The 13,989-nt window shown below is 41.2% G+C and carries 11 protein-coding genes; 5 read left to right on the top strand and 6 right to left on the bottom strand.

Annotated features, from left to right (window positions below):
* Nucleotides 1-119: 119 nt before the first annotated feature.
* Nucleotides 120-659: an NAD(P)H-dependent oxidoreductase gene (locus MP622_RS13205; protein ID WP_243791321.1), complete on the bottom strand. Its 540-nt coding sequence runs from the start codon at nucleotides 657-659 to the stop codon at nucleotides 120-122.
* Between the two features lie 246 nt (nucleotides 660-905).
* On the opposite strand from MP622_RS13205, the gene MP622_RS13200 reads away from it, so the two are divergent.
* The 3 genes from MP622_RS13200 to MP622_RS13190 all read left to right on the top strand — a co-directional run bounded on the left by MP622_RS13200 (nucleotide 906) and on the right by MP622_RS13190 (nucleotide 5,811).
* Nucleotides 906-2,273 carry an MFS transporter gene (locus tag MP622_RS13200; RefSeq protein WP_243791319.1) on the top strand — a complete coding sequence of 456 codons (1,368 nt, stop codon included), beginning with the start codon at nucleotides 906-908 and terminating at the stop codon, nucleotides 2,271-2,273.
* Between the two features lie 271 nt (nucleotides 2,274-2,544).
* On the top strand, nucleotides 2,545-4,941 hold the full coding sequence (locus MP622_RS13195; protein WP_243791318.1) for a YgiQ family radical SAM protein: 2,397 nt from the start codon (nucleotides 2,545-2,547) through the stop codon (nucleotides 4,939-4,941).
* A 324-nt stretch (nucleotides 4,942-5,265) separates the two neighbouring features.
* A complete protein-coding gene (locus tag MP622_RS13190; RefSeq protein ID WP_044738754.1) occupies nucleotides 5,266-5,811 on the top strand; it encodes a DUF2726 domain-containing protein in 546 nt (181 codons plus the stop codon).
* A 40-nt stretch (nucleotides 5,812-5,851) separates the two neighbouring features.
* Here the strand turns inward: MP622_RS13190 and MP622_RS13185 are convergent, their stop codons facing one another.
* From MP622_RS13185 to mdtD, 4 genes are all read right to left on the bottom strand, one after another.
* Nucleotides 5,852-6,208, bottom strand: a complete 357-nt coding sequence (locus tag MP622_RS13185; RefSeq protein WP_044738755.1) for a RidA family protein — start codon at nucleotides 6,206-6,208, stop codon at nucleotides 5,852-5,854.
* A 425-nt stretch (nucleotides 6,209-6,633) separates the two neighbouring features.
* A complete protein-coding gene (gene dinB, locus MP622_RS13180) occupies nucleotides 6,634-7,689 on the bottom strand; it encodes a DNA polymerase IV (RefSeq protein WP_243791316.1) in 1,056 nt (351 codons plus the stop codon).
* A gap of 134 nt (nucleotides 7,690-7,823) precedes the next feature.
* Nucleotides 7,824-8,594 carry a GH25 family lysozyme gene (locus MP622_RS13175; RefSeq protein WP_016168530.1) on the bottom strand — a complete coding sequence of 257 codons (771 nt, stop codon included), beginning with the start codon at nucleotides 8,592-8,594 and terminating at the stop codon, nucleotides 7,824-7,826.
* Nucleotides 8,595-8,670: 76 nt separating this feature from the next.
* Nucleotides 8,671-10,062, bottom strand: a complete 1,392-nt coding sequence (mdtD, locus tag MP622_RS13170) for a multidrug transporter subunit MdtD (protein WP_243791314.1) — start codon at nucleotides 10,060-10,062, stop codon at nucleotides 8,671-8,673.
* Nucleotides 10,063-10,372: 310 nt separating this feature from the next.
* Between mdtD and MP622_RS13165 the strand changes: the two genes are divergently transcribed.
* Nucleotides 10,373-11,338: a hypothetical protein gene (locus MP622_RS13165; protein WP_016168528.1), complete on the top strand. Its 966-nt coding sequence runs from the start codon at nucleotides 10,373-10,375 to the stop codon at nucleotides 11,336-11,338.
* A gap of 75 nt (nucleotides 11,339-11,413) precedes the next feature.
* Here MP622_RS13165 and MP622_RS13160 read toward each other — a convergent pair whose 3' ends face one another.
* A complete protein-coding gene (locus MP622_RS13160) occupies nucleotides 11,414-12,034 on the bottom strand; it encodes a TIGR00730 family Rossman fold protein (protein ID WP_243793533.1) in 621 nt (206 codons plus the stop codon).
* Between the two features lie 329 nt (nucleotides 12,035-12,363).
* Here MP622_RS13160 and MP622_RS13155 point away from each other — a divergent pair, with 329 nt between their 5' ends.
* On the top strand, nucleotides 12,364-13,947 hold the full coding sequence (locus tag MP622_RS13155; RefSeq protein WP_044738757.1) for a TerC family protein: 1,584 nt from the start codon (nucleotides 12,364-12,366) through the stop codon (nucleotides 13,945-13,947).
* Nucleotides 13,948-13,989 lie beyond the last annotated feature (42 nt).

Here is a 13,989-nt window from a genome sequence, read left to right as displayed (position 1 = left end):
GGCATTTAAAAGTCTAAGACTTGAAAGGACTGCCTAATTCTTTCATTCAAGAAATCCTGTTGGGGTACAGGGTCTCTTGAATGAGAGGCTTAATTGAGCATAGATGGTCATGATATTTTTTATTTTTGATATTTAATCAGTTTTTCTAATATTTGCTTTAATCCATCGATTTCAAACTGATTGGCTTCAAAGTTCTCTTCTTTATTACGTTTAAAGATGTCGCGAATTTCTAATATTGCATTCGCGTCTACCATATTCAAACTTGAGCTTACTTGACGGATCTGACTGATGCCGCGAGAGCCATTGGTCGTACCATAACCAATAAATGCAGCAGGTTTGCCTTGCCACTCTTTGCCTAGATAATCTAAGGCCTTTTTAAGGCCAGGGCTATAACCATGATTATATTCAGGGCTAATAAAAATAAAGGCATCTGCTAAGGCAATTTTATCTGCCCATTGTTGTTGTTTGGGTTGATCATAAATACCCGTCGCAGGAGGATGTGAACCTGAAAACAATGGTAAATCCCACTGTTTTAAATCAATCAGTTCGATATCGATGTCATGCAGGGAAAAATTAGAAATACAATTCATGATCCAGTGCGCAACTTTAATGGCCGTGCGGCCTTCTCGTATACTACCAACAATAAGATATATAAGCATGAGAGTTCCATTTTTTATTCTTGTATTTAAATTAACCATTTATGGCATGCATTCCCAGTCAAACTTTGTTAAGACCTTGTCAAGGTTTCACATACTTATATCTTAAAGATAATAAAAGCATGAATAATGAAGTAATTGCATACCTTTGTGGCATATCTATATATGCAATCGGTTTTGGACAATAAAGCAGCTTTACCGCATTGTGTAAGTCTATTTTGGGATGACTTCACAAGTTGGAGGTGAAGCGTGAGTACACAAACTTTAAATATAAATACTGTGGTAGATGAAGCCAAATTTACACCTTTCCATTGGAGTGTTTTAATTTGGTGTTTATTGATTATTATTTTTGATGGTTATGATTTGGTCATTTATGGCGTTGCTTTACCTTTGTTAATGCAAGAGTGGGGCCTGAGTGCGGTACAAGCTGGATTACTTGCCAGTACAGCATTGTTTGGAATGATGTTCGGTGCCATGAGTTTTGGAACCTTGTCTGATAAATTAGGCCGTAAAAAAACCATTATGATTTGTGTGGCCATCTTTAGTGGTTTTACTTTTTTAGGTGCCTTTGCTTCTTCACCCGTTGAATTTGGTATTTTAAGATTTCTGGCGGGACTGGGCATTGGAGGTGTGATGCCGAACGTGGTTGCCTTGATGACCGAATATGCACCAAAACGTATTCGTAGCACTTTGGTTGCCGTCATGTTTAGTGGTTATGCGATTGGTGGTATGGCTTCAGCTTTATTGGGGGCATGGCTGGTTGCAGATCACGGCTGGAAAATCATGTTCTTTATTGCAGGTATTCCGTTTGTAGCTTTACCGATTATCTGGAAGTTTTTACCTGAATCATTAATGTTTCTGACCAAAAAAGGCGAAACAGCGCAAGTGGCTGAGATTGTGAAAAAAATTAGCCCTGAGCAAAAATTAAATGCAGAGACACGATTTGTATTAAATGATGTTATTGCAGGTGATGAAGCACCTTTACGTGCCTTATTTCAGCAAGGACGAATGTTCAGTACCTTGATGTTCTGGGTTGCATTTTTCATGTGTTTACTGATGGTCTATGCGCTGGGTAGCTGGTTACCAAAATTGATGATACAAGCAGGTTATTCATTGGGTGCCAGTATGCTATTCCTGTTTGCTTTGAATATTGGTGGCATGGTCGGTGCAATTGGAGGCGGAGCTTTGGCAGATCGTTTTCACCTGAAACCAGTACTCAGCATCATGTTCACTGTAGGCGCTTTAGCCTTGATTTTACTCGGTTTTAATAGTCCGCAGGTAGTGTTATATACCTTGATTGCAGTGGCAGGTGCTGCAACTATTGGCTCACAAATTTTACTCTACACTTTTGTAGCACAGTTCTACCCAACCGCAGTACGCTCTACAGGCATGGGCTGGGCATCAGGAATTGGACGGATTGGCGCGATTGTGGGTCCAATTTTGACAGGAGCATTATTAACCTTGCAGTTGCCCCATCAGATGAATTTTTTGGTGATTGCGATTCCTGGCATTATTGCAGCCTTGGCGGTATTTATGGTGAATTTAAAAGTTTCGGTTGAGGGGACGCAACAAGAGCAATTACCTTCAAAGCGCATTAAAGATTCCGTACTCAGTTGATACAGTTTGAACTGATTGAAATGTATAAATCTAAAACCATCTGTTTGATGCTACAGCATTAAGCAGATGGTTTTTTGTATATAGATGGATATGAGATAGATAAATGTAATGCAGGTGCAGGGTTTTGATTTTAGAGTAAAGAGTAATTTTTAGATGCTTGTTTTTGTATATATTTTAATCAAGCAAGATGAATCTAATTCATGGTAAAATGATCGGCTTTCATCTTTGATCTATTTTGGATCTTCCATCTGCCAGCCGAGAATTGCTAGCCATGTCTACTGCTTATACCATGCAGACTGCGCCAACAGCGTTGTTTGATTACGACAAATATTGGGCGTCATGCTTTGAACCTGCGCCATTTTTGCCGATGTCGCGCGAGGAAATGGATCAACTCGGTTGGGATAGTTGCGACTTTATCTTGGTTTGTGGTGATGCTTATATCGATCATCCTTCATTCTGTTCGGGCATTATAGGTCGTACTTTAGAAGCGCAAGGTTTCCGTGTTGGTATTATCGCACAGCCCGATTGGACCAATGTTGAAGCCTTCCGCGTTTTGGGTAAGCCAAATATTGCTTGGGGTGTAACCGCGGGTAATATGGACTCTATGATTAACCGTTATACGGCAGATCGTAAGATTCGTTCAGATGATGCTTATTCACCAGACAATGTTCCGAATAAACGCCCAGACCGTGCGGCGACAGTCTATTGTCAACGTGTACGTGAAGCATTTCCAGATGTGCCAGTATTATTAGGTGGGATTGAAGCCTCTTTACGTCGTATCGCCCATTACGATTATTGGTCAGATAAAGTCCGTCGTTCAGTACTAATGGATTCAAAAGCGGATTTATTGATGTATGGTAATGGTGAGCGTTCGATCACTGAAGTGATGCATCGTTTAGCCAAAGGTGAAAAAATCCACGAAATTACTGATGTACGTGGTACGGCATTTATTATTAATAAGCATAATCGTGCATCGAAAGCCAAATTTGTTGAAATTGCATCTAATGATGTAGATACCGTGGGGCGTGTTGATCCCATCATCAATCCTTATGTGATGACCGAAGATTTAGACGGCTGTGAAATTGAAAAAGATAAGGGTAATTCTTTAACCCAATATCAAAATTTCCAAAAAGAATTGGTTGCCAACCCGATTGTTCGTGAAGGCGATCAATTGGATGCAGACACACAAATTGTACAGTTACAGCCATCGTCAAAAGCAATTAAACATAAATTACCGCCACGTGAGTTGGCAGTGATTCGTCTACCTGCATTTGAAGAAGTGGCGAATGATCCAGTTTTATATGCCCATGCCAACCGTATTTTGCATCTTGAAACCAACCCTGGAAATGCGCGTGCTTTGGTACAAAAACATGGTGAGCGTGATGTTTGGTTAAATCCACCACCGATTCCATTAACGACGGAAGAAATGGACTATGTGTTTGATTTGCCGTATGCACGTCTACCACATCCTGTGTATGGTGAAGCCCGTTTCCCTGCATTTGATATGATTAAATTCTCTGTGAACATCATGCGTGGCTGTTTTGGGGGCTGTACCTTCTGCTCGATTACAGAACATGAAGGGCGAATTATTCAAAACCGTTCGGAAGAGTCAATTCTGCGTGAAGTTGAGAAAATTCGTGATACGGCTCCGGGCTTTACAGGCATTATTTCAGACTTAGGTGGTCCAACGGCAAACATGTACCGTTTGCACTGTAAAGACCCTGAAATTGAAAAGAACTGTCGTAAACCCTCTTGTGTATATCCAGGCGTATGTCAAAACTTACATACGGATCATGCTCCATTAACGCAGTTATATCGTAAAGCACGCGCCATTAAAGGCATCAAAAAGATTCTGATTGGTTCAGGCTTGCGTTATGACTTAGCAGTGCTGAATCCTGAATACGTGAAAGAGTTAGTTACCCATCACGTGGGTGGTTACTTAAAGATTGCGCCTGAGCATACTGAAAAAGGTCCATTATCTAAGATGATGAAACCGGGAATCGGGACCTATGATCGTTTCAAGCAAATGTTTGATCGTTTTAGTAAGGAAGCAGGCAAAGAGCAGTATTTAATTCCATACTTTATCGCGGCGCATCCGGGAACCACGGATTACGACATGATGAACTTGGCAATTTGGTTGAAAAAGAATGGTTTCCGTGCCGATCAGGTACAGACCTTCTATCCATCGCCAATGGCAACAGCGACAACAATGTATTACACGGCTAAAAATCCTTTGGCCAAAGTGGCACGTTATACTGAAAATGTTGATATTGTAAAAGGGGAAAAGCGTCGTCGTCTGCATAAAGCCTTCTTGCGTTATCATGATCCAAATAACTGGCCATTGCTACGTGAGGCTTTAAAGGAGATGGGGCGCCAAGACTTAATTGGTAATTCTAAGCAACATTTAATTCCAACCTATCAACCGCAAGGAACCGAAGGTCAGTATCAGTCTGCGCGTAAGAAAAACTCGACTGTCGCGGGTGATTCTCAGAAACGCACAGGTTCGGCGGGCGTTCGTGGACAACAAACTCAAGGACAAAATCACCGTCCGAAAAAAGGTCAAGTGCTGACCCAACATACGGGTTTGCCACCGCGTGAAACGGGTGAGAAGCGACCTTTTAATGCCAATGCAGCAAAGAAAAGAAAAAATCCAAAAGCACGGGCCTAAAATGAACGAAAAGACGCTACGGCGTCTTTTTTTTATCCTTCTATTCGTCGGAATTGTTCTGCGCTAGACTTAAGATGAATTGCAACATGTAGGGAGATTGAGCTAAAGTAATTTTATTCAATCATTTTGTGTATAAAAAATATGCAATTTAATTGGCTCTCGTCAAGTGACGTGTGGTCATTTTTTATAATAATTTCGTCAAGATGAATGTAGTTTTTTAACTTGAACGTTTGAATAAAAATAGAGGCGCTATAATCGATTTTTCGGCATAAAAAATCGGTATAAAGCCGCAGGATTATAAAAATAGATTAAAGGAATAAATTTATGAGTATGTATTTACTGATAGGACTCCTATTGTTGTTCAGTTGCATGATTTTTAAAAGTTTTAATAATCAATCAAAACAACAGGATAGTGTGCTTAAGCGGCGTGCAGTTTTTAGTTTAAATCAGCAGTTGACCTTTGCTCGCTTAAAAGAAATTCTTCCAAGCTATACTATCTTGGCGCAGGTTTCTTATGATGCCTTAATGACGACAAAATATAGCCGTACTCGAAATAAGTATCGTAATTTATTGGCTGATTTTGTGGTGCTCGATGCATCCCATCAGATTGTAGCGATTATTGGTTTAGATGATCCGAATGTGTTAAAGCGTTTTCAGCAAACACAGTATAAAGATGCACTATTGGCGATGGCAGGCTATCGTGTGATTCGTTACGATGAAGTGCCGAGTTATCAGCAAATTCGACGAGACTTTTTAGGCGAGCTCCGTAAAGAGTGGCATGAACCTGATACACAAGAACTAGATACATCTTTGAAAAAGTATAATTTTTATCACAATCATGAAAAACGTAAGTTGAAACTATGGGGTTAAAATCAGCCTGAATGCTTGTTCAAGCTGATTTAAGTTCAGATTATTCTGGACGCACTGCGGTTACGGTCATTTCAACCAGTACATCAGGGGCGTACATTTTGGCTTCAACGCAGGTGCGAGGCAGTGCTTGCATATCTGCACACCATGCATCCCAAACTTCATTCATGCCTGCATAATCATTTTCTATATCTTTCAAAAAAATCATGACCGACAAAATATGACGTTTATCTGTGCCTGCATCGGCAAGAAAACGATCAATAATGTCTAAAGTCTGTTGGGTTTGTCCTTTAATATCGAGCGTGGTATCTGCTGCAAGCTGACCTGCAAGATGAACCAAGTTACCTGAAATGGCAATTTCAGAAAAACGCTTTTCGACATGTAAACGTTGAACCGTCATGTGATTTCCATGATGTAAAGAGAACGGTCAGTTTACGTGATCCGTGATGATCTGCAAATGGTGTTTTGTATGACCTGTACTGTAGGAGGTGAAGATAATTATTTTGGGTAAGCGTTGGAAATAGGGCTTAAAAATATGAATCAATGAGAGCTATAAAATGTTGATGCAGTTTTAAAATGAGGAAGCATTGTTTTTTGGATGAGAAGAACAAAACCCATGTAATATGTTCAGAATTGCCCTGTAATACTCGGATTGGATCGTCGCGTTCACCACAGGACAACATGCTAAAAGTAAAGGTGATTTTTAGCATTTCAGCGTTTACATGGATAATGTATCGCGTCAAATAGGTTAACCTAAAATTAAAAAAATTGTAGGGTTAATTGTTGTATTTTTATTCTTTTGCTTAAAAAAGATACAAGAATAGCTTACCAGAGACTCAGTTGGGGTAGATCATCCGCAGGGCTTAATTGGTAGACACCTACGCCAATCAGACGGAATTGGTATTCGGCAGGAATATACATTTCACTGAGTAACAATTCTAACACTTGCGTCAGCTCAGTATGATTATGAAGAGGAATTTTGAAACTTTTGCTGTGCTGAAGCACCTGAAAGTTTTTTAATTTGAGTTTGACGGTTACTCCGCGTGCCATAAGCTGCTTTTTATTTAAACTTTCCCAGACCTGTGTCGTGAGTTTTGCCCAATAGGGCTGACATTGTTGTAAAGTAAAATCATCATCAAATGTGGTTTCTTTGGAAATCTGCTGCCGTTCACGTTCAGCCTGTACAGGACGTTCATCAATGCCTTGAGCATATAAAAACAGTTGGTGACCATATTTGCCAAAGTGATGAATTAGTGTACTTTCCTCAATTTTTTGTAAATCCCCTAGAGTTTCCAATTGCAGTTGTTTTAATTTTTCTTGAGTGACTTTACCGACGCCTGGAATTTTTTTAAGGGGCAAATGCTGAATAAAATTTTGTACTTGGCTGGGTTTAATTACACAGAGACCATCGGGTTTATTCCAATCCGAAGCAACTTTTGCCAGAAATTTATTCGGTGCCACCCCAGCTGAAGCAGTTAAACCTGTGCTTTGGAAAATTTCGGCGCGAATACGCTGTGCCACTTCAGTTGCACTGGCCAAACCATATAAATTTTCGGTGACATCCAGATAGGCTTCATCTAAAGATAGTGGTTCGATCAGTGGTGTGTAGCGTTGAAAAATTTGGTGAATTTGTGCGGAAACTTCACGATACTGATTAAAGTTGGGTTCAATGACCACGACCTGAGGGCAAAGTTTTTTCGCTTGGGTCATCGACATGGCGGAACGTAGCCCAAATTTCCGTGCGGGATAAGAGGCTGCGGCAATGACTGCTCGCGGATGATGCGATGAAATCACTACAGGTAAGTGTTGCAGATCGGGACGACTACGTAATTCTACTGATGCAAAAAACGCATCCATATCAATATGTATGATTTTTCTCATATCGCCCAAAATTCACTAACCTCTACTTGCGAGTATGGCATGCTCCAACAAAGCTGTGTAGCTCGACATGCATCAGCGCGACAGAACATGACGGCTAATAGAGCTAATCCGTGAATGGAGTCATAAAAAAGTCTTTAAGGTGTGGTGGGGGTAAGCGGTTGAATCCCGTTCTTTTGTAAGAAAATACTCCAGTCATACACAGAACCATGAAAGACGTTCATATCGACGGGTTTGCTGATGCCCTGAATTGTGCCTTGATTGGTATGTTGCCAAAAGGTCCATTGGGGATTGCCTTTAAGTTCAGGTTGCCCTTGATATTCACGCACCCAAAGCGGTGTATTTTTGAATTCACCGGCCAAAACTATGTTATAGAAAGTTTTTGAAATATAAAAAATCGGTTGTTTGCCATAATGCTGTTGTAGCTGATCATGCATAATTTGAATTTCAGCCAATAACTGCTCTTTGGTATAGGCATTGATACAGTTACTGTCGTATTCCAAATCAATGACTGGCGGCAAGGCATCAGGTTTATTCGGTACGGTTTCAATAAAATTCTGCGCCTGAATTTTGCCGTCGCGGCAGAGACGATAAAAATGATAAGCCCCAACCAAAAAACCATGTTCACGGGCTTTTAGCCAATTATCTTGGAATTTTCGGTCTTTAAAATCGCCCCCTTCAGTTGCTTTCAAATAGATAAACTGGAATTTTTGATGTGGTACCTGTTCCCAGTTAATGTCCCCTTGATGATGTGAGACATCGAAGCCCTGCACTGGAAATTCCTGCGCAGCAGCGGGATTTTGATGGAAAATAAAAACATACAGCATCACTGCAAGACAAACGGTCCCGACACCAATGCAGGAAGCAATGAAGGAACTGGATTTTGTTATGCGTGTTGATTTGGTCATGCGTGTTTTAATCTCATCAAGTGGCGCTATGATAACGCGAGCATAAAATTGACTCCATGTGCATTTTGCAAAAGTACTATATGCTGCTGTTTTTGGGAATTTTCCAGAAAATTGCAGCAGTAATGATATTGATGGCACCTAGACAGATAAAGGTCATTTGAAAAGCCGTAGTGACTTGTGCAACACCATAATGTGCGGTAAAGAGGTTAATTAATGTACCTGCGAGTGCGACCCCAATACTCATAGAGAGCATCATGATCATGGACAGGAAACTATTCCCGCTACTGGCATTTTGCTGAGACAGATCTTTCAATGTAAAGGTATTCATAGCGACAAATTGGGTCGAGTTCAACATGCCACAAATGAAGAAGTGTAGTGTTCTTAGCCATAGCGGTGTATCCGCCGTGGTCAAGGCAAAACTGGCGAGGGCACTCCCGACGAGAATCGTATTGACGACCAGTACGGTACGATAGCCAAATCTTTGAATCACAGGGCGCACAATCGGCTTAGAAACCAATGAACCTAAGACCAAAGGAATCATCATCAATCCAGTGATGAAGGGTTCAAAATGGAAAGCCACTTGCAACATTAAAGGCAGCAAAAAGGGAAAGGCATTGCCACCCAGTCGCGCAAAAAAATTACCTAAAATACCAATCGCATAGATGTTGTTTTTAAATAATCGGCTACGAAACAGGGCATTTTGATGCGTGTGGGCATGATAGGCATAAATGGCTGAGCTGAATAATCCTAGGCCAATCAAAGCGAGTCCTTGCCAATGACTATGAGCTGTACTGGCAAAGCTTTCAATGCCTAAAGATAGCCCCACCATGGCGATGACTAACCACAGGAAGCCACTAAAATCGAAAGCTTGTACGCTGGGTTCAGTGGCGTTTGGTAAGGCTTTTAAGGTCACTAAAATACCTAAAATACCCATCGGTAAATTAATCAGAAAAATCCAGTGCCAAGTGGCAACTTCAACCAGCCATCCCCCCAGAGTTGGTCCAATTAAGGGTCCAATCAACCCCGCCAGACTCATTAAACTCATGGCAGATAAAAATTGATCTCGTGGAATCAGTTTTAGCATGGCTAAACGACCGACAGGCAACAGCAATGCTCCCCCGATACCTTGAATAATACGAAATACCAGCAATTGATTGAGGCTCTGCGATAGACCACAACCCAGTGAAGCCAGCGTAAAAATGATAATCGCCGCTAGATAGGTATTGCGTACGCCAAACCGATCGGCAAGCCAACCACTCAAAGGAATACATGCGGCGACAGCCAAGACATACGCCACCACCACACTGTGCATATTCAGGGGGTCTTCATGTAAGTGTTTAGCCATGGCAGGAATGGCGGTGTTGACAATCGTGGTATCTAAAGCCTGCATAAAAAAGCCAATCGACACCAAGAAAACCAAGAGTCGGTATTCAGGTTGTAAGGCGCGATGTGAAATGGCTTGGCTCATAGATTAGAAATGGAATGGATCAAGATACTGTTAAAAGTCATGATAGCAAAGCACAGAGAAACAGTGCTCAATAAATCACATAAATTAGCAATCAAACGAACGTACTTAGGGGGAAGCTATGGGTTTAGAGCATTTAGAAATTGCTCACCTATAGGTGAGTAAATAATCTAATTAAATTCAACAACAAAGCGCTTACTTATTCAGAGAAGTGTGCTGCCCGTCACACCAGTGTCATTAAAATGAAATAAAAATGTCATAATTTAAATGCCACCCCATAAGGGTAGATTTTTCTGATAAGGGCTTAGGTGTTATGACAATTGAAATTTTGATGATTGTGGGTTTCTGTTTAGCAGCATACTCAATTGTCGGAAATGATGTGCCACAAACTTTAGGAACCTTTATTTCCTCCAATGCGCACCGACCTTGGTGGGTCCTTTGGCTGTATACCAGCAGTATTCTGGTTGTGGTGTTGCTATATGGCTGGTTTGCTTCAGGGACAGGAGACGCCTCTTATGGACGTTTAGAAACCATTCCTTTCCCAGAGACAGGCATTACTTGGCTGTATATTGTTCCCCCAATTTTATTGATTATTTTGACCAAATATGGGATTCCAGTCAGTACCACCTTTTTAGTGCTCACGATTTTTTCTCCGAGCAGCTTAAGCGCTATGTTGACCAAATCGATGATGGGTTATGCCGTTGCGTTTGTGGTCGCGATTTTGGTTTATCGTTTTGTGATGAAAGGGATTAGCATCTATTTAAGTAAAACCCGTCATAAGGAACCTTCACATATTTGGATTGGCTTGCAATGGGTGTCGACGGCATTTTTGTGGAGCCAGTGGCTAATTCAAGATTTAGCCAATATCTTTGTTTATGTCCCGCGCCAAGTGCCATTTGAATTCTTAATTTTTGGCATTTTGGTGTTTGTGGTATTGCTCGGTTGGATTTTTTACCGTCGTGGTGGGGCAATTCAAAACATTATCGATACCAAAACTGGGGTCGCAGATATTCGCGCAGCCACGATTATCGACTTTATGTATGCCATCATTTTGCTGGTGTTTAAAGAGTGGAGCAATATTCCAATGAGTACCACATGGGTATTCTTGGGCTTGCTGGCAGGACGTGAGTTTGCGTTGTCCATGCATTTGGCGGAAGTCAATAAATATCGGACTTCACGTAATGTCAGTAAGGATGCTATGAAATTAATGTTTGGTTTGGCCATCAGTGTACTGTTGGCAACTGGATTACCTTGGTTGTATCAACATATTTCAGGTTGAAATTTCGGGTAAATATTCAATCAAGTCAGAAAAAAGCGAGCATGAAGGGCTCGCTTTTTTTATAAGTAAATTTGACTAAATCACGAAATGCACAGGTGCTTGCAGGTTCTTCAGTGCATTTAAAATTTGTTCGGCATGATTACATACGATCAGTTTGGCGCGATGTTGCGGCGGTAAAAAGCCCTCTTGTACAGCATGATCCAGTTGAGCAATTAAGGCATCATAAAAATTGTTGACGTTATACAGTATCATGGGTTTCTGATGCTGATTGAGTTGCCCCCACGTGGCTATTTCTAAAATTTCTTCAAATGTGCCTAAGCCACCAGGTAAGGCAACAAAGGCGCTGGCCCGCTCTGCCATCATGGCTTTACGTTCATGCATGGTTTTGACCACATGTAATTCTGTCAGTTGATTATGCGCAATTTCATAATCCAACATAAATTCAGGGATCACCCCTACGGTATCACCGCCATGTTCAATTACAGTATCAGCAACTTGACCCATTAATCCTATGCTCGCACCGCCATACACGAGACCGAAGCCTTGTTCTGCAATGGCGCTTGCCAGTGCAATCGCCTTTTCTTTATAAATGGGATGATTACCAGAACGTGAACCACAGTAGAGTGCAATGAGGGCTTGAGAAGTTTTCGTTGTTACTTTTTCATGTTCTACAGTCATTTTTAATACGCTATTCATCATTCTCTATTTTACCTTATCACTTTCTTGTTGGCTGCTCTAGCTTATGTAAGAAATATGACAAGGCGATGTTGCGTATTATTGTTGTGGCTGTTTTTATGTTGTTGCTTGGTGATGCAAAATATGCATTGTCTAAAAAAAGATGAATTTAGTACTGATCTTGCCTATACTGAGCTTCTGTTTTACAACAAATGAATCAACATGAGTCGTGACTGTTGTCGCACTAAACGAACACACATTTTTGCCATAATAAGAGAGAAGATGCAGAGCCAATTTGCACTTAAACCTCGCCCTATTGATCCTGAATTCCTGATGAAGGAGAGCATTCAATGATTTTTGAGTGGATGTCTGATCCTTCTGCATGGGTAGGCTTAGCGACCTTAGTGGTGCTTGAAATTGTATTGGGGATTGATAACCTCGTTTTTATTGCAATTTTGGCAGAAAAATTACCACCTGAACAACGCAATACCGCGCGTATTCTCGGGCTGATTTTAGCTTTAGGTATGCGTTTAATTTTATTGGCGTCGATTGCATGGGTGGTGACGCTCACCAATCCGTTATTCCATATTTTTGAACATCCGTTTTCTGGGCGAGACTTAATCTTGCTGCTGGGTGGGGTCTTCTTGCTGTTTAAAGGCACTATGGAATTACGTGAGCGGATTGAAGGAAAGCCTGTCTTAAAGGAAGAAAATCCTGTACATGCGACTTTCTGGATGGTGATTGTCCAAATTGTGATTTTAGATGCAGTGTTCTCCTTAGACAGCGTAATTACCGCTGTGGGCATGGTGAAACATCTATCGGTGATGATGATTGCGGTCATTATCGCTGTGGGCATTATGTTGTGGGCATCCAAGCCACTCATGGATTTTGTGAACAGACATCCGACCGTAGTGATTCTGTGTCTGTGTTTCTTGATGATGATTGGTTTCTCTTTGGTGGTCGAAGGTTTTGGCTATCATATTCCGAAGGGTTACTTATATGCCGCGATTGGTTTCTCGGTCATGATCGAGTTCCTGAACCAAACAGTGAAGAAAAATCAGGAAAAAATGGTTACCACCAACGATTTACGCTATCGCACAGCTTCAGCAGTACTGCGTATGTTGGGGGGAAAAAATGCCAGTGATGCGCCTGAACATCAAAATGAAGATGTCTTGGCAACCCGCGCTTTTGCTGATGAAGTTTTTGCTCAGGAAAATGGGGTGTATCACAGTGTTATGGTGCAAGGGGTATTAGGGCTTTCCGAACGTCCAGTCAAATCTGTCATGACTCCACGTCCTGAACTGGAATGGCTAGATTTAGATGAAGATGAAGCTGCGATCAAACAACAATTGTTGAGCATGACCCATTCTCGTTTGATTGTGGCACATGGTGAGCTAGATAATATCGCAGGTGTAGTTCTGACGCATAAAGTCATGAATGAATACATCGAAACTGGGGTATTAAATTTCGAGAAGCATTTACGTGACCCAGTGATCGTCCATGAAAATGCACAAGTGTTGATGGTGATGGAACAATTGCGTCAAGCGCCATTACAGTTGGCGATTGTGTTGAACGAATATGGTTCAATTGAAGGGATTGCCACGCCAATTGATGTTCTTGAAGCGATTGCAGGTGAATTCCCTGATGAAGATGAATTGGAAACCGCGGCAGAAAGCCTAGAAGATGGCAGTTTGATGTTGGAAGGTTCGACCGATATTCGTCATGTTTCTTTGTTATTGGGCAAAAACTTGGTGGATGACTCAGAACAGTATTCAACTTTATCGGGTTATTTATTGTTCCATTTAGGCCGCTTGCCTGAAAATGGTTCTAGTATTGAAGCTGATGGCTTTATTTTTGAAGTCGTGACGATGGATGGTCATAAAATTGAGAAAGTCCATGTGATTCCAAAACACATCGTGGAAAAAGATGATTAACGCTGTAGAAATCCGCGTTTAAACTTCAGTTAAAATAGCCCG

The sequence above is a fragment of the Acinetobacter sp. PK01 genome, from assembly GCF_022819285.1.
In the GTDB taxonomy this organism is placed as follows: domain Bacteria; phylum Pseudomonadota; class Gammaproteobacteria; order Pseudomonadales; family Moraxellaceae; genus Acinetobacter; species Acinetobacter tandoii.
Note: the sequence above shows the minus strand (reverse complement) of the source record. Positions and strands in the feature narration are given on the sequence as shown.